Here is a 22,229-nt window from a genome sequence, read left to right as displayed (position 1 = left end):
GATGTTATTGAAGCTATGTTATTGAAGCTTAGGGCGTAATCGCTACAGCATATCCACCGCTTTGGTTAGTGCGGTAAGAAATCTCTCTACATCTTCTTTTGTGTTGTAAATAGCAAAAGATGCTCGAACTGTTCCCTTTACACCAAGCGCATCCATTAATGGGTGAGCACAGTGATGACCAGCTCTTAATGCAATGTTCTGTTGGTCTAACAGTGTGGCGATATCTTGATGATGAACGCCATCCATCACAAAAGTGATGACGCTTGCACCAGGTTGGTAACCGATGATGCGAATATCCTCCAAGGCGCTCAAACCCTGAAAAGCTTGGTGTTGTAGGTCACTGATGTGACTCTCTAGTAGTTGGCGGTCATAGCTTGATAGCCAGTCTATGGCACAAGCTAGTGCTAAGGCTCCTGCCACATTCGGAGTCCCAGCTTCAAACTTTCCGGGTAGTTGACTAAATGTGGTGCCTTCAAAGGACACTTTTTCCACCATCTTGCCACCACCATGCCAAGGCGGCATAGCTTCTAGTAGAGCTAGCTTGCCATACAGCACCCCAATACCAGCTGGTGCATACAGTTTATGTCCTGAAAAGACGTAGAAATCAGCATCCAACGCTTGTACATCCGTTTGCTGATGAACAATACCTTGCGCACCGTCGACTATGATAATGGCATCGGTGTTAGCCCGGGTTAGCGTTACAATCTTATCCAGCGGTAGAGCAGTTCCAGTAACATTAGTGACTTGCGTAGTGGCGACAATTTTCGTTCTCGGGCTGAGTAGCGCCTCAAACGCATTAAGATCAAAGTGACATTTTGGTGTTATTGGAATCTTAACAACCTTCGCGCCAGTTTGCTCAGCAACGATTTGCCACGGGACAATATTTGCATGATGTTCCATCTCAGAAACCAGAATCTCGTCCCCTGGTTGTAGGGTGCTTCGAGCGTAAGTCTGTGCGATAAGATTGAGTGCTTCGGTTGCTCCTCGTGTCCAGATGATCTCTTTACTAGAAGACGCATTAATAAAGCGTGCCACGGTTTCTCTCGCTGCTTCAAAGCGCTCGGTTGCAACCGCGGTGAGTGAATGGGAACCACGATGGACGTTGGCGTTTTGGTTACCATAGTACTGAGTGATACAGTCGATTACAGCTTGCGGTTTTTGTGTCGTTGCCGCACTGTCCAGATAAACCAAATCGCCATCAATAGCTGGGAACTGGGCCCGAATGTTGAGTAACTCACTCATCGTATTTACCCATTTTATGGTAGTGAAGAGTCGGGTTGGTGATCATTGGCTCAGCCACTTGCCAGGCTTTTTCTTTACCACATAAGGCGATGATAATTTCAATCGCAAATTCGAGGGCGGTTCCTGGGCCTTGGCTTGTGATAAGGTTGTGGTTGATATCAATTGTTACTCGTTTACTGCGCCAGCGGTTTTCTGGGATATGTGATTGAAAACTTGGGTGGCCTGTCATCAGCGCATTCGGGTAAAGCTGATGATGTTGCAGAACCAATGCAGGAGCTGCGCAGATAGCACCAACCAGTTTGCCGTCGTATTGGTGTTGGCGAACCATTTCGACTAATAATGTGCTGTCTCGAAATGTTTCGGCGCCGCCTACACCGCCTGGTAAGGCGATAACATCGAACTCTTCATCGGCGACATCGACCAGCCTGCAATCCGCAGTCAGGGTGACACCACGTGACGCTTTCATCGTCAGCGCGCCATCAAATGCCGCGCTAGCGACGGTCACGTTGAAACCTGCACGCACCATAATGTCAATGATGGTAATCGCTTCCATCTCTTCGGTGCCTGGCGCTATGGGAACAAGGATTTTCTTAGTCATGTTGATTCCAACTTGATTCGATCTGTTTAATTTGATGATACAGGGCTAGGTTGGTGGGAACAGCAATACCGTATCGCTTTGAAATAGAGACCACATAGCCGGTAATATAATCAATTTCGCTTTGTCTTTTATTATAAATGTCTTGATGCATGGATGAGTAGTTTTGCGCAGTGGCATGGATGACTTTGTAGACGGTATCCAACATCTCTTCTGCTTTAAGAGTCACTCCCACTTTGTTTGCACACTCAGTTGCTTCGCGCACTACCATGGCGATCTGTTGCTGATAATCTTTATGAGCCAGTCCACCATTTTGACAGTTGTTGATAGCTGTTAATGGGTTTATGGCGCAGTTAATAACAAGTTTGCTCCATAGTGCAGTTTGAATTTCAGAATTCCAAACTACTGGTTTAAAAGCATGGTCGAGAACGTCGGCGATAAAGGAACAACGTGAACCTTTGTCATTCCAGGCCCCAATAAAGGTCTGGCCAAGGCCGGTATGGCGTACTTGTGAACTTGATAGTTTAAGCGCGCCGTGAGTAGAAGTACCAAGTAACACTGGGTGGTGATTAATGGCGGTTTCTAAGTGCTCAACGGTGCCCATACCATTGTGAAGAAAGAGTAAAATGGTATCGCTATTTAAATGTTTAAGTAGTGGCTTTAAAGCCAATTCCACTTGCCATGCTTTCAATGTAACGATAACAAGATCACTCGCTTGAAGTGAGGTGACATCGCAATTGGGTAAGTGGATAGCACTACCACCATCTAGCTCGATGACTACGGTATCTTGAGGTGAACGCCCCCAAACCGAAGCTCGATGCCCTGCCTGATGAAGCTTATAAGCGTACAAAGAGCCAATGGCGCCGGGGCCTAAAATAGTAATATTCACAATAGCTATGTAATCGTGGAAAGAGAGGGTAGAAGAATAGCAAATTTAGCTGTGGTTTTCGAAAGCTATGTTAGCGAGTTGGTGATACAAAAAATGGCGCCGCAGCGCCATTTTATCTAACTTCGAAGAATTAGAAGTTGTATTGTAGACGGTAGATGATTGCATCACCGTAGTGCTGTTGATTTGCACCAGAAGAACCGTAAACACCAAGCTTGTTGTTGAAGTAACGGTATTGGATAGCTGCAGTTAGGTGCTCTGTTGCGTGCCAGTTGAATAGCAATGCACCGTTAAGGCCGTTTTTGCCGCCTTGGTTTTCTGCATACGCATCGTTACGGTCAAATTCGATTTCGTTCCAGTTAACGAACGAGAAGTTTTGGCCAAACGCTTCGAAACCGTAGCGCGCTGTCCAACCTGCCATGTAGCCATTTCGACCGTTAACATTTTTGTTGACTCCAAAATCATCCCAAGATGTGATGTCATGAACACCAATCCACGGTTTGAAGAACCAGTTATCACCTTGTAGAGCCGTATAACCAAGACCTAAAACACGGTTGGTTTCACTTTGTGATGGGTTGTCGTGGTGGTAAACCTGACCGTATAGCGAGACGCCTGTATCACCTAAGTAAACGTGCGCAGTACCTTTGAATGAGTTCTTTTGCTCAGAGGCACTTTTTTCAACACTTTCGCGATCGTAGAAACCGTACAGTTCACCCCAAGTGAAACCTGCACCACCTTCAATACCAAGAACAAACTGGTTACGACCGTTACCGTTGTTACCATCTTGGATAGAGTTAGGACCGTGATCCCAGCTCTGATGATCAAGATAAACGCCACCAAAACCGTATAGATATTCTGCTGAAGCTGGTACAGAAGCTACCGCTGCAACAACGCCAAGAGCTAAAAGTGATTTACGCATAGTGTTAACTACTCTTTAAGTTGTACTGAAATTAGCCGCGAATCCATGCGAACTCATCCGATGGGTGGGCATGATAGCGATTTATATCTCAAAGTAAATGTGCAACATCGCAAACGTTTACTAAAGTTTGTGAGAGTAGTCACAAATACTAACGGTGGATGGGAACTTTTATAAATAGCCTACAATTTAATCAATATTGTCGATCTGTGTGATAACAAAATTTCGATAGTTGTTAACATATTTTGGTTCTGATCGTATTTAGTGAGTTAACGTAGAAAGGGTATCGAAAACTAAAAGGAACTATGATGACGCAGATAAAGTTGTTTCCATTGCGCTCCGTGGTGTTACCCGAGGGAAAAATGAGGCTCAGAATCTTTGAACCTCGTTATAAGCGCATGGTAACGGAGTGTCTTAAAAACGAAACAGGGTTTGGCGTCTGTTTGATCAGTGCATCTGCGGGAGCTATCCCTAGTAACGTTTCATCTATAGGCACCTACGTCAGCATTGTAGATTTCGAGAGCCTTGAAGATGGAATGCTTGGCGTTACCGTTTCTGGGATACGCAAGTTTCAGATTCAACATGTTGAATCTGAAGAAGACGGTTTGCGTCAAGCTCAGGTCAGTTGGATAGAAAGTTGGCCTCCAACCGATTTAAGTGATGAAGACCAATTTCTTGGTGAGAGGCTCCAACATGTCTACGAAAAGTTTCCTCAAATTGGCGATCTGTACCTTCACCGCTTTTTTGATGATGCGACGTGGGTAAGCCAGAGGTGGCTGGAAGTATTACCACTCGAATGTCATCATTTTGAACATCTTGTAACACAGCAGGATTGCTCAGCTACTTTGTCATTTTTGGGAGAAGCGTTTCGCAGCGACGACGTTGATAATGTAACTCGACACTAAATATTTGTGCAATCGTAGTGATCATTGTTGTAAATTTGTCGTAAGTATTTAGGTAGAAAGACGGATTATCTGGAACTCTAGGGATACATGGCATGACATTAGACAGTCCCCAAGCCCTTAGTAAGCAAGAATGGGCAGAATGTATGGAACGGGTCAAGCAAAGGGACAAAAGTGCCTTCGCTAACCTGTTTAACTATTTCACTCCTAGGTTGAAGCAATTCACCTTTAAGCACATGGGTAATGAGCAAGTGGCCATTGAAATGGTCCAAGAAACCATGGCGACAGTATGGCAAAAAGCTCACTTATTTGACGGCTCGAAAAGTTCGTTATCGACTTGGATTTATACTATTGCTCGTAACTTATGCTTCGACATGCTCCGCAAGCAAAAAGGTAAAGAGCTTCACGTCCACGCCGATGACATTTGGCCTACAGATTATTGTCCACCTGACTTTGTAGAACACTATTCTCCGGAAACTGATCGTTTGAAAGAGCAAATAATTAAGTTTTTGGATGAGTTGCCCAAGGCTCAGAGGGAAGTAGTGCAAGCAGTCTATTTGGAAGAGTTACCGCACCAACAAGTCGCTGAGATGTTCAATATTCCGCTGGGAACCGTTAAATCGAGGTTGAGGTTAGCAGTGGAGAAACTTCGACATTCAATGGAGGCAAATTGATATGAGTCACCACCCTAATTCAGAATTACTAAAGCTATATGCGACGGGTGAGATAGATTCTGCGCACGGTGCAGCAATCGCCTCACATATTGAGTCTTGCTCAGAATGTCGCGCTAAAGTGACGAGGTTTGAAACAGAAGCTGGCGAAGCGATGATGTCCTTAAGTTCGAAGGATGAAAAATCTTCAAAAGATCTGGAGCTGGTTTTTTCTAATATGCTCGACGATATTATGACCCTTGATGCTGACTACTCGAAGCCCAAGGTGAGAAAACCCGGCAAGGTGCAAGTAGATGGCAAAGAATTTACTGTACCGGCAACGATAGCTCCTCTCGTAGAGAGGATGAGTGAATGGCGTAGCTACGGCGGCAAGGTGTTTACGTCAACAATCGATGTGGACGAGGAATGTAGAGTAAGTCTCCTCTACATAAACCAAGGCGTTCAGGTGCCTCAGCACACCCATAAAGGGTTCGAATCGACACTTGTGTTACACGGTAGTTTTAAAGATGAAAACGGCGAATATCATGTCGGAGATTTCATTCGTGAAGACGGTGAAACCAAGCATGCGCCTCAGACCGTTGAAGGACAAGATTGTTTGTGTCTATCGATCCTAACCGAGCCAATGATTTTCACCCAGGGCGTAGCAAGAGTATTTAATATGTTTGGTAAGGGAATGTATCCTTAAGCCTCAAGGTCCGACAAAGACGCAGAGAAAAGAGCCTCAAATTAATCCTGAGGCTCTTTTTATTTCAACGATGTATCTATTCAACGAGCTTATCGTCTTTAATTTCTTCTTGGTCTCTTTTACGTGCTTTATCCAAGAGATCTGTAAAATAGTGCCTTAATGAATAGAGCATAATAAGACTTGGAATGACCATTAACGACGTAATGACAAAGAAGAGAGCCCAGTCATTTAGCGCATCAACCAGTTCCCCACTAAATGAAGCCAGGGTAGTTCTACCGAAGTTACCCAAAGAAGCCAACAAGGCGTATTGTGTAGCCGAGAAAGCCTGACCTGTCAGTACGGTAAGGAACGAAACGAAAGCGACAGTGGAGAAGGCGGTGGTAAAGTTGTCCACTAGAATGGTTGCTAAGAACAGGTGCTCACTCGGACCAACCTTCGCGATCCATGCAAACATCAAGTTACTGGCACTCATCGCGATACCACCAATCATCAACCCTTTTACAATACCAAAACGCACATTGAACATGCTGCCTAATAGTGTAAATAAGATGGTTGCGCCCCAGCCAATGAGTTTGGAATAGTAGCCGATTTGCTCGTTACTAAAACCGATCTCTTTGTAGAACGGAATTGACATTCTACCTAAGAAGGCCTCGCCGATTTTAAACAAGAAAACAAACAACAGTAGGGTAATCGCGACTTGAACACCATTACGGCGGAAGAAGTCGAGAAAAGGCTCAATAACAGTAACTGATAGCCAGCTAATTACTGGATTGCCAACCACTTTCTCATGGCGCTTCTCGGCTTCAGCTTGCAGTTTATCCCGTGCGGTTTTTGGTTCTCCTACGAGAAGGGTAAATAGCATCAAAATAGCAACGATTCCGGCCATGCCATAGTAGACGCCATTCCATCCCATTGAGTCAGCATTGATAAACGCGAGGTAGCCAGGTAACGAGTAGCCTGTCCACCAACCAATCACAGCCATAGCTGATGCTTGTGGTAGCTTGTTCGACTCAGATTTTGGGAAGGTGTCGATACGAAATGCGTCGATTGCAATATCTTGCGTTGCCGATGAAATAGCGATACACAAAGCGAGCATTGACGTAAACATCAAGTCATTGGCGGGGTTAACACCTGCAATGAATAAGGTAGCAACCAGAATGGAGCTCTGACACAAGAATATCCAACTACGACGTTGACCGAGGGCTGAGTGCAAGACAGGTAACTTTACCCTGTCGACTAATGGAGCCCACAAAAAGTTGATTGCATAGACAGCAAAAACAGAACCAAAATATCCGATGGCAGCACGAGTTAAACCTGCATCTTTAAGCCATCCGGACATATTTGAACCAATTAGAACCCATGGAAAGCCACTTGAGCACCCCAACATAAAGACCCAAAGCAGTCGTTTGTCCCAATAGCTTTTGACCGTGTCTAACCACGTCATTTTATGTTCCACAAGTACGCTCCTTGCTAGGGGGTGAGCTGATAGGAAAATGAGAGAGGAAATCCTCTCTCATTTTTGCGTATTATTCAGTAATACGTTGTATTTTTGTAATGACGATAGGCTCTAAAGGAACATCTCGCATTCCACGAACACTGCGTGTGGGTTTCTGTGCCATTTTCTGGACGACGTCAAAGCCTTCAATAACTTGGCCAAATACTGCGTAACCTGGATTTGTCACGCTGTAATTCAAGAAATCATTATCAACGAAGTTAATGAAGAACTGACGTGTTGCTGAGTTTGGATCTTGAGTTCTGGCCATTGCAATGGTTGCTGCGTCATTATCCAGTCCGTTTGAGGCTTCATTTTTGATTGGGGCGTTAACAGGTAAGCGGTTAAACTTGCTGTCAAAACCACCACCTTGTGCCATAAATCCCGGAATTACGCGGTGAAATTGACTGTTCACGTAACTGCCATCTTCAACATAGGTTAAGAAGTTTTCTACCGTAATAGGTGCCTTCTCTTGGTTTAGTTCTACGATGAATGAACCCAAATTTGTTTCGACTTCTACTTTTGGTCCCGCAAAAACGCTCGTAGCGATCAGTGCTAGGGAAGCGACAAGTGTTTTAATCATTAGAAACGTTCCTTCATGTAATCTTGTAGCTCAGTATCGTTAGAAATTTCTTTTAAAACAAGGTTTACGGTGTCGTTAAGTACGGTTTCGATCTCTTCGTTAGAAGCACTCATTAACCCAGAGCGCTTTGCGGTACCAGTGTAGGTCTTCACCAATTTACCCTGCTCATTCTCTGCTGTTAGCTCGAGAATGACCGTTGCGTTCATATCATTCTCCATCACAGTGTGCTTGACTGAGACTAATGCTTCTTGGATCTCAACTTTTAGTGTGTTTTTGCTGTTTACGGTAACCTGATAACCCTCTGAAGAGAATTGGTTGACTAGGGCGTTCTCGATACCAATGCGAACATTCTGTCTAGCATGCACTGGGGTGATGTTCGCTCGACCATTATCCAGTAAAGCTACGTATTGCGCAGTACGGACATCTTGGCTAGAGATGGACATCGCCTTACCTTCAACGATCTTGGCAGCGCTGGTTGCCGCGGTAGGCGCAAAATTAATCTGTTCTTTTTGAGGACTTGCACATGCAGCAAGTAAAACGACTGAAGCAGCCAGAACGAGCTTTCTCATTGATTATTCCTTTTCACACTCTTCAAAATGACGAGTAAAGTTATGAAGTCCGCTTGGGCTTCATGATGAATATTATCCGATTATTGTTAAGCTATATGACTATTAGCAGCAACAATGACTCAAACTTTACTTAGTTGCCTGTAAAATAACAAATTTGGCGTTAGATGCGACAAGTTTTACATTGTGTTTGCCAAAGAGTCGTGCTAGTTTTTTATCGTAGCCTAGATGACGATTGCCGATAACCATTAACTCCCCTGTATCTCGAAGAACTTGCTTAGCATCACAGAACATTTGCCACGCAATGTGATCGGTCACCGCTTGTTGTTGATGGAAAGGTGGGTTGCAAACTACCAAATCTTGACTATTTGCCTGGAAACCGTCTAAACAATTATTAGCCACAAACTCACAACCATCGAGAGCGAGGTTGTTTAAAGTTAGGTTGTGATGAGCTGACTTCACGGCCATAAAGCTTTCGTCGATAGCTGTGATATTTGCTTGAGGATTGAGTTGCTTTAGCTTCAGTGTCAATACGCCATTACCGCACCCCAAATCCACGATATCTTGATATTTGGTGTTGCTCTTAAGATGTTCTAGGATAAACCGCGCACCCAAATCAAGACTTTCCCCGGAGTATACATTTGGTAAGTTAGAAAGTACCAATTTATGCTCTGATACTGGCCAAGTTGTATAAGGGTCAATACTCTCTTGATGCACGCTATTCAGATCTGAAAACACCAAACGATGCTTTTTCCAAGCGAGTGAAGTTGTGGTGTGTCCCGCATATTTTTCAAAAATCTTGAGAGTAGAACTATGGATCTCTTTTGCTTTGTTCACGGCAATGAGCGAGCAGTTATCTCTGTACTTTAAGGCGATTTGGTTGAGTTGCCATGTCAAGTAACGATTGTTACGGGGAATCTGCATCAACACGATATCTACCTGTTGCGGCCATTCATCGGTTGAGGCTCGAAGATCGATGGGTTTGCAATGGTTAAGCTCTAAATTATGCTTAATGCCCTGATGAGAGATAAAAGAATCACTGATTGTAGTCACCTTATGCTGTTCTGAAAACCAGCAACTTAGGGCACCAAAACTGTCGTTAAGAATCAGAATGTTAGAGCCAGTAGGCAGTTTTAGCTCTTCAAAATTTTGAATCAGGTATTCGTCTCCAGCATCCCAAGCTTGAAGTTGTTCATTGTTGAGTTTAGGGAAACGAAATAGTGAATATGAGCGCTCAAATAGGTTTAATTCAGTCTTCATAATGCTGTGATTTGGTGACAATGGTTGTATTTTGACAAAATCTCGGAACTTTCGCCAAGGCGAATATGATTTAAGGGAAGATTCTTGATTAAGTAAAGTATATACTTTACCGTCTAAATAAAAATAAATAGTTACAGCCCAAGGAAGTAAGATGATTCAACAAACCATCGAGCAAAAGCTCCATCAGACTTTCAACCCCACATTCTTAGACGTTCGCAACGAAAGCAATATGCATAATGTCCCTCCAGGGTCAGAGAGTCATTTTAAAGTAATTGTTGTCAGCGATTGCTTTAATGGCGAGCGTCTTATTGCAAGGCACCGAAAAATAAACACGGTCTTAGCAGATGAATTGGCAGGCCCTGTTCATGCCTTAGCAATCCATACTTATACACCAGAAGAGTGGACAAAAGAGAATCAACTAGCCCCAAACAGTCCTAATTGCGCAGGCGGCGGTAAATAGCTCTATACTCTTTCTAGTTTTGGTGCAGGTCATAGCGCTTCAGTAACAATCACACACGTCAACGATAAACCTTAGTTATTTTTGCGTAAGTGTTTGATGGATTTACTACCACTTTGGTGGTAAATCATTAACAGCGTGTCAACATATAATGTTATGTGTTTTTGTTAGTGAAGAATGTTTCAGGATATGAATGGGGCAATTGCTTATTTTCAAAAGGGTTAATAAGACTTTGTGCGATTGGTCAAAGTTATACATATTCGCAACCCTAGAGATAGCAAAAGTTTCGAAATAATGACCCCTTTGCAGGGATTCATCATGGCATCCCCTTTGCAAATGATGCTAAACTACCGCACCAGAAAAATCTCGCAGTGATTCTATGACGAGATTGTTAAAGTGATGTTGCTGCCTTGGTGCTAATAAAACCAAGGTTAGACACTCAATGTCGTGTCTATATGTTACGCAATTTTAAAGAATCTTTTTCCCGATAAAAGTAGTGCAAGTGCGTATGATTACAATAAAGAAGGGCTTGGATCTTCCTATCGCAGGAACTCCATCCCAGGTGATTAATGATGGTAAGTCCATCACTAAAGTCGCCTTGCTTGGCGAAGAGTACGTGGGTATGCGTCCAACAATGCATGCTCGCGTGGGTGATGAAGTGAAAAAAGGTCAGGTTCTTTTTGAAGATAAAAAGAATCCTGGTGTTAAGTTCACTTCTCCAGCAAGCGGTAAGGTTATTGAAGTTAACCGTGGCGCGAAGCGTGTCCTACAATCTGTTGTGATTGAAGTGGCAGGTGACGAGCAAGTTACTTTCGATAGCTACACAGCTGACCAACTAGCAGGTCTTGATCGCGAAGTGATCAAAACTCAACTGGTTGAATCAGGTATGTGGACTGCGTTGCGTACTCGTCCGTTTAGCAAGGTACCGGCGATCGATTCAACGACTCAAGCGATTTTCGTAACTGCAATGGATACTAATCCACTTGCGGCTGAGCCTGAATTGGTTATCAATGAGCAAAAAGAAGCGTTCGTTGCAGGTCTTGATATTCTGTCTAAATTGACAGAAGGCAAAGTTTACGTCTGCAAAAAAGGAACGAGTCTACCTCGCTCAAATCAATCCAATGTCGAAGAGCATGTTTTCAATGGTCCACACCCAGCTGGTCTTGTTGGCACTCACATGCATTTCCTATATCCAGTTAGCGTGAATAACGTTGCTTGGAGCATTAATTATCAAGATGTGATTGCATTCGGTAAGCTCTTCACCACTGGCGAAATCTATACAGATCGTGTGATTTCACTTGCTGGTCCAGTAGTTAATAACCCTCGTTTAGTTAGAACTCAACTAGGTGCAAGCCTAGATGATGTCACTAACAACGAGCTGATGCCTGGTGAAGTACGAATCATTTCTGGTTCAGTACTGTCTGGTACTCAAGCTTCTGGTCCACACGCTTATCTAGGTCGTTACCATCAACAAGTGTCTGTATTGCGCGAAGGTCGTGATAAAGAACTGTTTGGTTGGGCGACACCAGGTAAGAACAAGTTCTCAATTACTCGTTCGTTCCTAGGTCACCTATTCAAAGGTCAGTTGTTCAACATGACAACTACGACTAACGGTAGTGATCGTGCAATGGTTCCAATCGGCAACTACGAGAAAGTAATGCCTCTAGATATGGAGCCAACGTTATTACTTCGTGATCTATGTGCAGGTGATCAGGACAGCGCTCAGCGTCTTGGTGCTCTTGAACTAGATGAAGAAGATTTGGCGCTATGCACCTTTGTTTGTCCAGGTAAGTACGAATATGGTCAACTCCTACGTGAGTGCCTAGACAATATTGAGAAGGAAGGGTAATCCATGCTTAAGAAATTCATTGAGGATATCGAGCATCATTTCGAACCAGGCGGCAAACATGAAAAGTGGTTTGCACTGTACGAAGCAGCGGCAACGCTATTCTACACGCCAGGTCTGGTCACGAAGCGCAGCTCGCATGTCCGTGATAGCGTTGACCTAAAACGCATCATGATCATGGTTTGGTTCGCAGTATTCCCAGCAATGTTCTGGGGTATGTACAACGCGGGTAACCAAGCAATTATGGCACTTAACCATCTTTACGCTGGCGCTGAGCTTGCGAGCGTTATCGATGGCAACTGGCACTACTGGCTAACCCAAGGCCTTGGCGGAACGCTAGGGACTGATGCGGGTTGGGGCAGCAAGATGCTACTTGGTGCAACTTACTTCCTACCAATCTACGCGACAGTATTCATTGTCGGTGGTTTCTGGGAAGTCTTGTTCTGTATGGTGCGCAAGCACGAAGTTAACGAAGGTTTCTTTGTAACTTCTATTCTGTTCGCACTGATTGTTCCACCAACTCTTCCTCTTTGGCAAGCTGCTCTAGGTATTACCTTCGGTGTTGTTGTTGCAAAAGAGATCTTTGGTGGTACAGGTCGTAACTTCCTTAACCCAGCTCTAGCTGGCCGTGCTTTCCTATTCTTTGCGTATCCAGCACAAATTTCGGGTGACGTGGTATGGGTTGCAGCAGATGGCTTCTCTGGCGCGACGGCTCTAAGCCAATGGGCACAAGGCGGCGAAGGCGCACTTATCAACAACATTACTGGCCAAACGATCACTTGGATGGACGCGTTTATTGGTAACATCCCTGGCTCAATTGGTGAAGTATCGACACTTGCACTTATGATCGGTGCAGCGATGATTGTTTACATGGGCATTGCTTCATGGCGCATTATCGCAGGTGTTATGGTTGGTATGGTTGCTGTGGCGACGCTATTCAACGTTGTTGGCTCAGATACTAATGCAATGTTTGCAATGCCTTGGCATTGGCACCTAGTGCTAGGTGGTTTTGCATTCGGTATGTTCTTTATGGCAACGGATCCAGTATCGGCTTCGTTCACTAATAAAGGTAAGTGGGCTTACGGTATTTTGATTGGCGCTATGTGTGTCATGATCCGTGTTGTGAACCCTGCATACCCAGAAGGTATGATGCTAGCAATTCTATTTGCTAACTTGTTCGCACCGCTATTCGACCACTTTGTGATCGAGAAGAACGTTAAACGGAGAGAAGCACGCTATGGCAAGTAATAACGATAGCATTAAAAAGACGCTGTTTGTTGTTATCGCGTTGAGCTTAGTGTGCTCAATCGTTGTATCGCTTGCAGCAGTTGGTCTGCGTGACAAGCAAAGAGCGAACGCGTTACTAGACAAACAGTCAAAAATTATCGAAGTCGCTGGCATTAAAGAGAATGGCACAGTCGCTGAACTTTATAGTCAGTACATCGAACCTCGTCTTGTGAACTTTGATACTGGTGAGTTTGTTGATACAGCTCCAGATGGTAGCGATGCAAACAACTACGATCAGCGTAAAGCGGCGAAAGACCCTTCGGAGTCAATTCGCCTAACAGCTGAACAAGACCAAGCAAAAATCATTCGTCGTGCTAACGTAGGTACTGTTTATCTAGTTAAGCAAAATGGCAAAGTGAGCAGCGTTATCCTACCAGTACATGGTACGGGTTTATGGTCTATGATGTACGCGTTCGTGGCAGTTCAGACAGATGGTAATACTGTGAACGGTATTACATATTACGAGCAAGGTGAAACTCCAGGATTGGGTGGTGAGATTGAGAACCCGTCTTGGCGTGCACAGTTTGTTGGTAAGAAACTGTTTGATGAAAACTTCAAGCCAGCGATCGAAATCGTAAAAGGTGGCGCACCTGAAGGCTCTGAACACGGTGTTGACGGTCTATCTGGCGCAACACTGACAGGTAACGGCGTTCAAGGTACGTTTGACTTCTGGTTGGGTGATATGGGCTTTGGTCCATTCCTAGCAAAAGTTCGTGACGGAGGTCTGAACTAATGTCTAGTGCTAAAGATGTGAAAAAGAGCCTGATGGCACCGGTGTTGGATAACAACCCGATTGCACTTCAAGTTCTAGGTGTGTGTTCTGCTCTAGCAGTAACCACTAAGTTAGAGACAGCATTTGTAATGACTTTAGCAGTAATTTTCGTTACTGCACTGTCTAACTTCTTTGTATCTCTGATTCGAAACCATATTCCAAATAGCGTACGTATCATCGTTCAGATGGCGATCATCGCATCATTGGTAATCGTGGTAGACCAAATTTTGAAAGCGTATCTTTACGATATATCTAAACAGCTTTCAGTTTTCGTTGGCCTTATCATTACCAACTGTATTGTAATGGGTCGTGCGGAAGCATTCGCTATGAAGTCTGAGCCAATCCCATCATTAATCGACGGTATTGGTAACGGTCTTGGCTATGGCTTCGTTCTAATCACTGTTGGCTTCTTCCGTGAACTATTTGGTTCAGGCAAGCTGTTCGGTATGGAAGTTCTACCGCTGGTAAGCAACGGTGGTTGGTATCAACCTAACGGTATGATGCTTCTAGCGCCTTCAGCGTTCTTCCTTATCGGCTTCCTGATCTGGGTAATTCGTATTATTAAGCCAGAACAAGTAGAAGCGAAGGAGTAACGGCGTCATGGAACATTATATTAGCTTATTAGTTAAGTCGATTTTCATCGAAAACTTGGCGCTTTCTTTCTTCTTGGGTATGTGTACATTCCTAGCGGTTTCAAAGAAAGTTAAAACTTCTTTCGGTCTTGGTGTCGCAGTAATCGTTGTACTTACAGTCGCAGTACCTGTAAACAATCTACTGTATAACCTAGTTCTAAAAGAAAATGCGCTAGTTGCAGGTGTCGACCTTAGCTTTTTGAACTTTATTACCTTTATCGGTGTAATCGCAGCACTAGTACAAATCCTGGAGATGGTACTAGACCGCTTCTTCCCACCTTTGTATAACGCACTAGGTATCTTCCTACCGCTAATCACGGTGAACTGTGCAATCTTTGGTGGCGTATCATTTATGGTACAGCGTGATTACAACTTTGCTGAATCAGTCGTTTACGGCTTTGGTTCTGGTGTGGGTTGGATGCTAGCTATCGTTGCGCTAGCGGGTATCCGTGAGAAGATGAAGTACTCTGATGTACCTCCTGGTCTTCGTGGTCTTGGTATCACGTTCATCACAGTAGGTCTGATGGCACTAGGCTTCATGTCTTTCTCTGGTGTTCAACTGTAAGGTATAAGGAATAGTCAATGGACATTATTCTTGGTGTAGTGATGTTTACGCTGATTGTTCTAGCCCTAGTTTTAGTGATTTTGTTCGCTAAATCTAAGCTAGTACCAACAGGCGACATCACGATCTCTGTAAACGGCGATCCTGAAAAGGCAATCGTAACTCAACCAGGCGGTAAGCTTCTGGGTGCTCTAGCTGGTGCTGGCGTATTCGTGTCTTCTGCTTGTGGTGGTGGTGGCTCTTGTGGTCAGTGCCGCGTGAAAGTGAAAACTGGTGGTGGCGACATTCTGCCTACTGAGCTTGACCATATTACTAAAGGTGAAGCACGTGAAGGTGAGCGTCTAGCATGTCAGGTTAACATGAAGACGGACATGGACATCGAGCTTCCAGAAGAAATCTTCGGTGTTAAGAAGTGGGAATGTAGTGTTATTTCAAACGATAACAAAGCAACCTTCATCAAAGAGCTTAAGCTTCAGATTCCAGATGGCGAATCAGTACCTTTCCGTGCTGGTGGTTACATCCAGATCGAAGCACCTGCTCACCATGTTAAGTACTCTGACTTCGACGTACCTGAAGAGTATCGTGAAGACTGGGACAAGTTTAACCTGTTCCGCTATGAGTCAGTGGTTAATGAAGAATGCATCCGTGCATACTCAATGGCTAACTACCCAGAAGAAGAAGGCATTATTATGCTAAACGTGCGTATCGCTACGCCGCCGCCTAATAATCCTGATGTACCACCGGGTATCATGTCATCGTTCATCTGGTCACTTAAAGAAGGTGACAAGTGTACGATTTCAGGTCCGTTCGGTGAGTTCTTCGCGAAAGAAACAGACAACGAAATGGTATTCATCGGTGGCGGTGCTGGTATGGCTCCAATGCGCTCGCACATCTTTGACCAACTTAAGCGTCTGAAGTCTAAGCGTAAGATGTCTTTCTGGTATGGTGCTCGTTCTGTACGTGAAATGTTCTATGTAGAAGATTTCGACGGCCTACAGGCTGAGAACGATAACTTCCAGTGGCACGTTGCTCTATCTGACCCAATGCCAGAAGATAACTGGGATGGTTACACAGGCTTCATCCACAACGTAATCTATGAGAACTACCTCAAAGATCACGAAGCACCAGAAGATTGTGAATACTACATGTGTGGTCCACCAATGATGAATGCGGCTGTTATCGGCATGCTGAAAGATCTTGGTGTAGAAGATGAAAACATTCTTCTAGATGACTTCGGTGGTTAATCTTCGTTGAAGCATCGACATGGCTGGCTCATGTGAGTCAGCCATTTGTATTTTCAGGGACAACACATTTCCTGTTTCTAAGTTTCTGAAACTATTCACGTTTGTCTAGAAATTTATTTTTTGGGCAAACGTAAATACTTTTGAAAGTAGGTGAGTAAAGGTATGTTTCATCTAGCTAAACATCTTAAGCTAATTTTGGTTGTATTGTTTGCGACTGTAATTTTGTCGGGTTGCGGTAATCAGCGTGAGCAGGTTCATTTGAGTGGACCAACAATGGGCACAATCTACAATGTTAAGTACATTGTGACTGATACGTCCCCTAAACCGGAAATCATTCAAGCTGAAATCAATCGATTACTTGAAGAAGTAAACGATCAGATGTCGACGTATCGTCAAGACTCTGAACTGAGTCGCTTCAATCGTTACTATGGTACGGAACCATTCCCTGTTTCACGACAAACCGCTATCGTAGTTAACGAAGCTATTCGTTTGAATGAACTGACACAAGGCGCACTTGATGTGACAGTAGGTCCGTTGGTTAACTTGTGGGGTTTTGGACCAGAAGCTCGTCCAGAAGTAGTCCCGAGTGATGAAGAACTGGCGTCTCGTAAGGCGCAAACTGGCATCAAGCATTTGTCTGCAACCGATACAACGTTAAGAAAAGACCTTCGTAGTCTGTATGTAGATCTATCTACTATTGCAAAAGGTTGGGGCGTTGATGTTTTAGCTAACTACCTTGAAAGTATCGGTATTCAAGATTACATGGTTGAAGTGGGTGGTGAAATGCGTCTGAAAGGGATTAATCGTGACAGCGTGAAATGGCGTATTGCGATTGAAAAGCCAACCGTAGACGAGCGCAATGTACAAGAAATTATTGAACCTGGAGATATGGCGATTGCCACGTCAGGTGACTATCGTAACTACTTTGAGAAGGATGGTGTGCGCTATTCTCACATCATTGATCCTTCGACAGGTAAGCCGATTCATAATAAAGTGGTGTCGGTGACGATTTTGGATAAGTCATCCATGACAGCGGATGGACTTGCGACAGGACTGATGGTTTTGGGTGAAGAGAAAGCACTAGAGATCGCTGATCAAAACAATATCCCAGCCTTTATCATAGTTAAAACAGAAGACGGTTTTGAAGAGTTTGCATCAGAAGCGTTTAAACCTTATCTGAACAAGTAATAGGTCAATCACATGAATACATTTTTAATTACGTTTGGTGTTTTCTTAGCGGTTATTGCTGCCATGTCGATTGGCTATATTATCCAGAAGAAAGTAGTAAAAGGTAGCTGCGGTGGACTAGGTGCCGTAGGTATTGACAAAGTTTGTAACTGCCCAGAGCCATGTGACGCACGTAAGAAGCGTGAAGCACGTGAGCAAGCGCGTGCTGAGAAGCTAGCAGCGTGGGAAAAGGACCGTATTGCGTAAGCGTTCAATCTGGTTTGCTGCGGTTTTGATAATTGCGTCAACCTTAATACTTTATGAAAGACCAGAGTAGTGCTCTGGTCTTTTTGTTTTGATTACCTGAAAACTCGTCGTATAATTGAACTGTATAAATAAACAGTTGTGAGTGGCGGTGTCTGACAAAATACGAAAATTCATCCATGTCGATATGGATTGCTTCTACGCCGCAGTGGAAATGCGAGATAATCCTCACTATCGCGGTAAGGCACTAGCGGTTGGTGGCAGCGAGCGCCAGAGAGGCGTAATAAGCACATGCAATTATGAAGCTCGAAAGTTTGGGGTTCGTTCAGCTATGCCAACTGCACAAGCGCTTAAGCTTTGTCCCAATTTGTTGCTAGTCCCTGGACGTATGCAGATTTATAAAGAGACCTCAATTAAGATTCGAGAGATATTCTCTCGTTATACTTCGTTGATTGAGCCACTGTCTCTGGACGAAGCTTATTTAGACGTTACCGATTCTCCACACTGTCAAAACTCTGCAACTCTGATTGCGGAAGCGATTCGCAAAGACATCTGGGATGAATTACAACTCACGGCTTCAGCAGGCGTCGCACCATTGAAGTTTCTCGCCAAAATCGCTTCAGACATGAATAAGCCAAATGGTCAGTTTGTGATTCCACCCGATAAAGTACAACAGGTTGTTGATGATCTCGAACTTGGTAAGATACCTGGAGTGGGAAAGGTCAGCCTTGAGAAACTTAACAAAGCAGGTCTTTTTACTTGTTTAGACGTTCGTAATAGTGATTACCGAGAGCTGATCGTACGGTTTGGCCGCCTTGGCGCTTCTCTGTGGAAAAAGAGTCACGGAATTGATGAGCGGGAAGTGGTCGTTGAGCGAGAGCGTAAGTCTATTGGTGTTGAAAGGACGTTTAGTACTAATATTTCCTCCTTTGAACAATGTTGGCAAATAATAGAAGAGAAGTTGTATCCAGAACTGGATATGCGGCTTAATAAATCTCAGCCTAAACGTAATGTTATCAAGCAAGGCATCAAAGTGAAGTTTGCTGACTTTAAACTAACGACCATCGAGCATGTCCACAATAGATTGGATTTAGCATATTTTAAAGACCTGCTGCGAGAGGTGTTAGAGCGTCAACAAGGCCGCGAGATTCGTTTGTTAGGATTAAGCGTTATGTTGGAGCCCATAGAGCAAGCTCGCCAACTAACGATGTTTGAAGATTAACCGTTACATTGTTAACTAGTAATTGTAGTAAGGAGCTCAATGGACAAGCAAGCGCTGCTAGATGACGTGATCGGTCAACTGGAACAGAACGTTGTGATGTTAACTTCCGCGATGGAGAAAACGGTTGACGCCGCGACCAATGAAGAAACAGTGCCAGAGCATAAATATGATACCTTGGCTTTAGAAGCTTCATACCTTGCTCACGGGCAAGCGGTGAGGTTGGAGCAAGTAAAAAGCGATATCGCATTACTTCGCAAAATGGTATTGAATCCATTCTCGTCACTAGACAATGTTAGACTTACCACCGTGGTAGAGATAGAAGATGAAGACGAAGTAGTGTCGCGATTTTTCGTACTACCATGTGCTGGCGGCCTGACCATTGAAGAGCCGACAATCAAGGTAGTCACACCACATTCTCCTTTAGGTAGGGCCCTAATTGGTAAGTCTATTGATGATGAGGTTGTGGTTAGTATTGGAGAGAAACTGACGCATTATGCTATTATTCACTTATATTAAGCGTATGCTATAGGGTAATTTATGAAGATACACAATAGAGTGTTCAGTCGTAGTCTATTATTAAGCACCTTACTAGCCTCGGGTCATGCTTTGGCTGTGGATCAGTGTGGTGTCGATATCAAGAATGAAGTTCACCTTGATGGCGAGCAGGTAGAAATTGTAAAGACCCCCGCTTCTAAAGTACTTATTGATCAAGACAATAACTTATTCATCAATGGGAAAGCGATAGAGCTGACTCAGTTGCAAAAAGAAGCACTTGAAAGTTATCGCGAAAACATGAATAAGTACGTGCCTAAAGCGAAGGAGCTTGCGGAAAACGGGCTCGAACTTACCAATGAACTTATCGACGATGTTGCAGAGAGTTTTGACAACTCAGAAACGTTCCAAAACGTAAAACAAGCCGTTGCCGAGTTTTTTGCTGATGTGGAATCTCGATATGAAAATAATGGCGAGTTTGTTCTACAATCTGAAGCCTTTAGCTCCTTTATGGACAATTGGGAACAAGATGTCGCTAAAGCGAAAGAAGTTTTTAATAAAGAATTCTTTAGTAGTGCGTTTACTGCTCTTCAAGAGAAAATGAGTGAAGAGGGAGGCTTGAATTTGACTGAACTATCGAAGCAGATGGACGAGCTCAAAACTCGTATGTCAGAAACCATGAAGGTACAGTCTGAATCGTTGAAGCAACAAGCAGAAGATTACTGCGATTCTCTCAATGATGTTGCTGAACAAGAGCAAGATCTTCAAAAGAAAATCCCAGAGTTAAAGGACTATCAAGTCTTTACTATTTAACTTTGTTATTACTGTAAGTTATCTATGAGCTCCGCTAGTGCTTAAAAAGTAATAGCGGAGTTTTTTGTATTAGGATGTTGGGTTTTAGTGTTGCATCTTTTGGTAATTGTAAATTAAGTTGCTTTTTTTTTGCTGTAACGAAAAACTTACTATTAATACTGATGTTTATATTAGAGTATTTAACTAAATAACATTGCTCTCGTCGCATTTTTATCATACCGTACCAGCAAACTAGTACGGTATGATATTCGCAGTGGACATTTCTAATTCTTCTTCAGCTCCAAGGGAGCATTTTGGTTCTCGACTTGGCTTTATACTGGCTGCAGCTGGTGCAGCTGTTGGTCTCGGCAACATCTGGGGATTCCCAACTCAAGCTGCAAGTAATGGCGGTGGGGCATTTTTGTTGGTTTATTTGGTGATGATTTTGGTGGTCGCCTTTCCTATGTTGGTTGTGGAAATGGCGATTGGTCGTCATGGTCAAGCCAACCCAGTGGATAGTATGAAGTCACTAACCACTAATGCTCTAGGTAAACGAGCGGGCGGCCTCGTTGGCTGGATTGGCCTTTCTGTGCCATGCGCAGTACTAGCATTTTATTCCATTGTTGGTGGCTGGCTGATTTGCTTCTTGTTTGGGGCGTTAGCAGATATTGCAGGCTTAACGAGTCTTGCCGACTGGTTCAAGGGTTTTAGTGTCGAACGCAACGTGTTCGGTACCATTGTCTTCTACCTTCTCACTGTTCTTATCGTTCAAGGTGGTGTTAAACAGGGGATCGAGAAATGGTCAACCCGATTAATGCCTTCACTCTTCATTCTATTTGCGTTGTTATTCGTTTATATCATGATGCAACAAGGAGCGATGGAAGGACTCAAGCATTACCTAATCCCTGATTTCGAAAAAGTTTGGGACAGGAAATTAATTCTTGCTGCCATGGGACAGGGTTTTTTCTCATTAACGATAGGTGGCTGTTCAATGCTGATTTATGGCTCTTACCTTTCAAAAAAAGAGAACCTGCCGAAGATGGCGATGAACGTCACGTTAGTAGATACAGCGGTGGCATTTATCGCTGGTTTGGTGGTGATGCCAGCGATGTTTGTTGCTATGCAGAAAGGGGTACAAATCTATGCTGAAGACGGTTCATTATTGAGCTCCGACACGCTTGTTTTTACCGTGCTGCCATTGATGTTTGAATCTCTTGGCTTATTGGGTTTAGTGTTTTCTGTTGTTTTCTTCTTGTTGCTTACTATTGCAGCGCTAACGTCTTCTATTTCGATGCTTGAATGTCCGGTAGCGTTAGTGGATGAACGCTTCAAGACTGGCCGTAAGAAAACCAGTTGGGTATTGGGCGCATTAATCGCTCTATTTAGTGTCTATATTGTGTTTAATTTTGCAGAGCTATTTGGCCTGGTTGCTATGGTAGCGACACAATATTTACAACCAGTCGCTGCCCTGTTGTTCTGCTTATTTGGTGGTTGGGTCTGGAGCCGAGCTGGTAAGATAAAAGAACTTGAACAAGGCTGTCCAGACTTTCAACTTGGCTGGTTTGGCAAGGTATGGCCTTTCTACGTGAAATTTGTCTGCCCGATCTTAGTGATTACGGTTATTTGGGCATCGTTTGGTTGAGACAAACAGTATGAGATCAGTAAAAAAGCTCTGCATTTGCAGAGCTTTTTTA

24 protein-coding genes are annotated in these 22,229 nt (G+C 43.8%); 16 read left to right on the top strand and 8 right to left on the bottom strand.

Annotated elements, in window-relative coordinates; genetic code table 11:
* Positions 1-42: 42 nt before the first annotated feature.
* The 4 genes from csdA to MMA19_RS18605 all read right to left on the bottom strand — a co-directional run bounded on the left by csdA (position 43) and on the right by MMA19_RS18605 (position 3,642).
* Positions 43-1,242 carry a cysteine desulfurase CsdA gene (csdA, locus tag MMA19_RS18620; protein ID WP_240206933.1) on the bottom strand — a complete coding sequence of 400 codons (1,200 nt, stop codon included), beginning with the start codon at positions 1,240-1,242 and terminating at the stop codon, positions 43-45.
* Entirely contained in the window at positions 1,235-1,840 is a 606-nt protein-coding gene (locus MMA19_RS18615; protein WP_006071112.1) for a DJ-1 family glyoxalase III, read from the bottom strand. Before MMA19_RS18615 ends, csdA begins: the two co-directional genes overlap by 8 nt.
* Positions 1,833-2,726 carry a 2-dehydropantoate 2-reductase gene (panE, locus tag MMA19_RS18610; protein WP_124940151.1) on the bottom strand — a complete coding sequence of 298 codons (894 nt, stop codon included), beginning with the start codon at positions 2,724-2,726 and terminating at the stop codon, positions 1,833-1,835. The genes MMA19_RS18615 and panE overlap by 8 nt, the downstream gene beginning before the upstream one ends.
* Before the next feature lie 130 nt (positions 2,727-2,856).
* Positions 2,857-3,642 (bottom strand): outer membrane protein OmpK, encoded by a 786-nt coding sequence (locus tag MMA19_RS18605; protein WP_062458116.1) that lies wholly within the window; start codon positions 3,640-3,642, stop codon positions 2,857-2,859.
* A gap of 305 nt (positions 3,643-3,947) precedes the next feature.
* On the opposite strand from MMA19_RS18605, the gene MMA19_RS18600 reads away from it, so the two are divergent.
* The 3 genes from MMA19_RS18600 (at position 3,948) to MMA19_RS18590 (ending at position 5,897) form a co-directional block, all read left to right on the top strand.
* Complete coding sequence (locus tag MMA19_RS18600) at positions 3,948-4,544, top strand: LON peptidase substrate-binding domain-containing protein (RefSeq protein WP_240206931.1); 597 nt, start codon at positions 3,948-3,950, stop codon at positions 4,542-4,544.
* Between the two features lie 92 nt (positions 4,545-4,636).
* The gene (locus MMA19_RS18595) at positions 4,637-5,215 is read left to right on the top strand and encodes an RNA polymerase sigma factor (RefSeq protein WP_006075194.1); all 579 of its coding nucleotides are present in this window, start codon (positions 4,637-4,639) and stop codon (positions 5,213-5,215) included.
* A 1-nt stretch (position 5,216) separates the two neighbouring features.
* On the top strand, positions 5,217-5,897 hold the full coding sequence (locus tag MMA19_RS18590) for a ChrR family anti-sigma-E factor (protein WP_240206929.1): 681 nt from the start codon (positions 5,217-5,219) through the stop codon (positions 5,895-5,897).
* A gap of 76 nt (positions 5,898-5,973) precedes the next feature.
* On the opposite strand, the gene MMA19_RS18585 is transcribed toward MMA19_RS18590, so the two are convergent.
* The 4 genes from MMA19_RS18585 to MMA19_RS18570 all read right to left on the bottom strand — a co-directional run bounded on the left by MMA19_RS18585 (position 5,974) and on the right by MMA19_RS18570 (position 9,798).
* Complete coding sequence (locus MMA19_RS18585) at positions 5,974-7,341, bottom strand: MFS transporter (RefSeq protein WP_240206995.1); 1,368 nt, start codon at positions 7,339-7,341, stop codon at positions 5,974-5,976.
* An 82-nt stretch (positions 7,342-7,423) separates the two neighbouring features.
* Positions 7,424-7,972: a peptidylprolyl isomerase gene (locus MMA19_RS18580; protein ID WP_124940148.1), complete on the bottom strand. Its 549-nt coding sequence runs from the start codon at positions 7,970-7,972 to the stop codon at positions 7,424-7,426.
* Entirely contained in the window at positions 7,972-8,541 is a 570-nt protein-coding gene (locus tag MMA19_RS18575) for a YajG family lipoprotein (RefSeq protein WP_006075190.1), read from the bottom strand. Before MMA19_RS18575 ends, MMA19_RS18580 begins: the two co-directional genes overlap by 1 nt.
* Positions 8,542-8,667: 126 nt before the next feature.
* The gene (locus MMA19_RS18570) at positions 8,668-9,798 is read right to left on the bottom strand and encodes a methyltransferase (RefSeq protein ID WP_124940147.1); all 1,131 of its coding nucleotides are present in this window, start codon (positions 9,796-9,798) and stop codon (positions 8,668-8,670) included.
* A gap of 151 nt (positions 9,799-9,949) precedes the next feature.
* Between MMA19_RS18570 and bolA the strand changes: the two genes are divergently transcribed.
* The 13 genes from bolA (at position 9,950) to MMA19_RS18505 (ending at position 22,177) form a co-directional block, all read left to right on the top strand.
* Positions 9,950-10,258, top strand: a complete 309-nt coding sequence (bolA, locus tag MMA19_RS18565) for a transcriptional regulator BolA (protein ID WP_006075188.1) — start codon at positions 9,950-9,952, stop codon at positions 10,256-10,258.
* 505 nt (positions 10,259-10,763) lie between these two features.
* A complete protein-coding gene (locus MMA19_RS18560) occupies positions 10,764-12,104 on the top strand; it encodes a Na(+)-translocating NADH-quinone reductase subunit A (RefSeq protein ID WP_006075187.1) in 1,341 nt (446 codons plus the stop codon).
* A 3-nt stretch (positions 12,105-12,107) separates the two neighbouring features.
* Positions 12,108-13,349: an NADH:ubiquinone reductase (Na(+)-transporting) subunit B gene (locus tag MMA19_RS18555; protein ID WP_240206927.1), complete on the top strand. Its 1,242-nt coding sequence runs from the start codon at positions 12,108-12,110 to the stop codon at positions 13,347-13,349.
* Entirely contained in the window at positions 13,339-14,121 is a 783-nt protein-coding gene (locus MMA19_RS18550) for a Na(+)-translocating NADH-quinone reductase subunit C (RefSeq protein ID WP_063604111.1), read from the top strand. The genes MMA19_RS18555 and MMA19_RS18550 overlap by 11 nt, the downstream gene beginning before the upstream one ends.
* Positions 14,121-14,753: an NADH:ubiquinone reductase (Na(+)-transporting) subunit D gene (locus MMA19_RS18545; protein ID WP_006075183.1), complete on the top strand. Its 633-nt coding sequence runs from the start codon at positions 14,121-14,123 to the stop codon at positions 14,751-14,753. The genes MMA19_RS18550 and MMA19_RS18545 overlap by 1 nt, the downstream gene beginning before the upstream one ends.
* A 7-nt stretch (positions 14,754-14,760) precedes the next feature.
* The gene (gene nqrE / locus MMA19_RS18540; protein ID WP_006075182.1) at positions 14,761-15,357 is read left to right on the top strand and encodes an NADH:ubiquinone reductase (Na(+)-transporting) subunit E; all 597 of its coding nucleotides are present in this window, start codon (positions 14,761-14,763) and stop codon (positions 15,355-15,357) included.
* 17 nt (positions 15,358-15,374) lie between these two features.
* Positions 15,375-16,598 (top strand): NADH:ubiquinone reductase (Na(+)-transporting) subunit F, encoded by a 1,224-nt coding sequence (gene nqrF, locus MMA19_RS18535; RefSeq protein ID WP_006075181.1) that lies wholly within the window; start codon positions 15,375-15,377, stop codon positions 16,596-16,598.
* Positions 16,599-16,760: 162 nt separating this feature from the next.
* The gene (locus MMA19_RS18530) at positions 16,761-17,786 is read left to right on the top strand and encodes an FAD:protein FMN transferase (RefSeq protein WP_240206925.1); all 1,026 of its coding nucleotides are present in this window, start codon (positions 16,761-16,763) and stop codon (positions 17,784-17,786) included.
* Positions 17,787-17,798: 12 nt separating this feature from the next.
* On the top strand, positions 17,799-18,032 hold the full coding sequence (nqrM, locus tag MMA19_RS18525) for a (Na+)-NQR maturation NqrM (RefSeq protein ID WP_006075179.1): 234 nt from the start codon (positions 17,799-17,801) through the stop codon (positions 18,030-18,032).
* Positions 18,033-18,180: 148 nt separating this feature from the next.
* A complete protein-coding gene (gene dinB / locus MMA19_RS18520; protein WP_198558170.1) occupies positions 18,181-19,251 on the top strand; it encodes a DNA polymerase IV in 1,071 nt (356 codons plus the stop codon).
* 39 nt (positions 19,252-19,290) lie between these two features.
* Positions 19,291-19,767 (top strand): GreA/GreB family elongation factor, encoded by a 477-nt coding sequence (locus tag MMA19_RS18515; RefSeq protein ID WP_240206923.1) that lies wholly within the window; start codon positions 19,291-19,293, stop codon positions 19,765-19,767.
* A 21-nt stretch (positions 19,768-19,788) separates the two neighbouring features.
* Positions 19,789-20,556 carry a DUF2884 family protein gene (locus tag MMA19_RS18510; protein WP_240206922.1) on the top strand — a complete coding sequence of 256 codons (768 nt, stop codon included), beginning with the start codon at positions 19,789-19,791 and terminating at the stop codon, positions 20,554-20,556.
* Positions 20,557-20,815: 259 nt separating this feature from the next.
* Positions 20,816-22,177: a sodium-dependent transporter gene (locus MMA19_RS18505; protein WP_172427882.1), complete on the top strand. Its 1,362-nt coding sequence runs from the start codon at positions 20,816-20,818 to the stop codon at positions 22,175-22,177.
* The last annotated feature ends 52 nt before the right edge of the window (positions 22,178-22,229 follow it).

The organism is Vibrio sp. CyArs1 (genome assembly GCF_022432925.1).
GTDB lineage: Bacteria > Pseudomonadota > Gammaproteobacteria > Enterobacterales > Vibrionaceae > Vibrio > Vibrio mediterranei.
The sequence above is the reverse complement of the archived record's forward strand: the minus strand, read 5'-3'. Positions and strand labels throughout refer to the sequence as shown.

Coding starts and splice junctions, on each gene's coding strand:
- csdA (WP_240206933.1), bottom strand. CDS start 1,242: ATGAGTGAGTTACTCAACATTCGGGCCCAGTTCCCAGCTATTGATGGC.
- MMA19_RS18615 (WP_006071112.1), bottom strand. CDS start 1,840: ATGACTAAGAAAATCCTTGTTCCCATAGCGCCAGGCACCGAAGAGATG.
- MMA19_RS18605 (WP_062458116.1), bottom strand. CDS start 3,642: ATGCGTAAATCACTTTTAGCTCTTGGCGTTGTTGCAGCGGTAGCTTCT.
- MMA19_RS18600 (WP_240206931.1), top strand. CDS start 3,948: ATGACGCAGATAAAGTTGTTTCCATTGCGCTCCGTGGTGTTACCCGAG.
- MMA19_RS18595 (WP_006075194.1), top strand. CDS start 4,637: ATGACATTAGACAGTCCCCAAGCCCTTAGTAAGCAAGAATGGGCAGAA.
- MMA19_RS18590 (WP_240206929.1), top strand. CDS start 5,217: ATGAGTCACCACCCTAATTCAGAATTACTAAAGCTATATGCGACGGGT.
- MMA19_RS18585 (WP_240206995.1), bottom strand. CDS start 7,341: ATGACGTGGTTAGACACGGTCAAAAGCTATTGGGACAAACGACTGCTT.
- MMA19_RS18580 (WP_124940148.1), bottom strand. CDS start 7,972: ATGATTAAAACACTTGTCGCTTCCCTAGCACTGATCGCTACGAGCGTT.
- MMA19_RS18575 (WP_006075190.1), bottom strand. CDS start 8,541: ATGAGAAAGCTCGTTCTGGCTGCTTCAGTCGTTTTACTTGCTGCATGT.
- MMA19_RS18570 (WP_124940147.1), bottom strand. CDS start 9,798: ATGAAGACTGAATTAAACCTATTTGAGCGCTCATATTCACTATTTCGT.
- bolA (WP_006075188.1), top strand. CDS start 9,950: ATGATTCAACAAACCATCGAGCAAAAGCTCCATCAGACTTTCAACCCC.
- MMA19_RS18560 (WP_006075187.1), top strand. CDS start 10,764: ATGATTACAATAAAGAAGGGCTTGGATCTTCCTATCGCAGGAACTCCA.
- MMA19_RS18555 (WP_240206927.1), top strand. CDS start 12,108: ATGCTTAAGAAATTCATTGAGGATATCGAGCATCATTTCGAACCAGGC.
- MMA19_RS18550 (WP_063604111.1), top strand. CDS start 13,339: ATGGCAAGTAATAACGATAGCATTAAAAAGACGCTGTTTGTTGTTATC.
- MMA19_RS18545 (WP_006075183.1), top strand. CDS start 14,121: ATGTCTAGTGCTAAAGATGTGAAAAAGAGCCTGATGGCACCGGTGTTG.
- nqrE (WP_006075182.1), top strand. CDS start 14,761: ATGGAACATTATATTAGCTTATTAGTTAAGTCGATTTTCATCGAAAAC.
- nqrF (WP_006075181.1), top strand. CDS start 15,375: ATGGACATTATTCTTGGTGTAGTGATGTTTACGCTGATTGTTCTAGCC.
- MMA19_RS18530 (WP_240206925.1), top strand. CDS start 16,761: ATGTTTCATCTAGCTAAACATCTTAAGCTAATTTTGGTTGTATTGTTT.
- nqrM (WP_006075179.1), top strand. CDS start 17,799: ATGAATACATTTTTAATTACGTTTGGTGTTTTCTTAGCGGTTATTGCT.
- MMA19_RS18515 (WP_240206923.1), top strand. CDS start 19,291: ATGGACAAGCAAGCGCTGCTAGATGACGTGATCGGTCAACTGGAACAG.
- MMA19_RS18510 (WP_240206922.1), top strand. CDS start 19,789: ATGAAGATACACAATAGAGTGTTCAGTCGTAGTCTATTATTAAGCACC.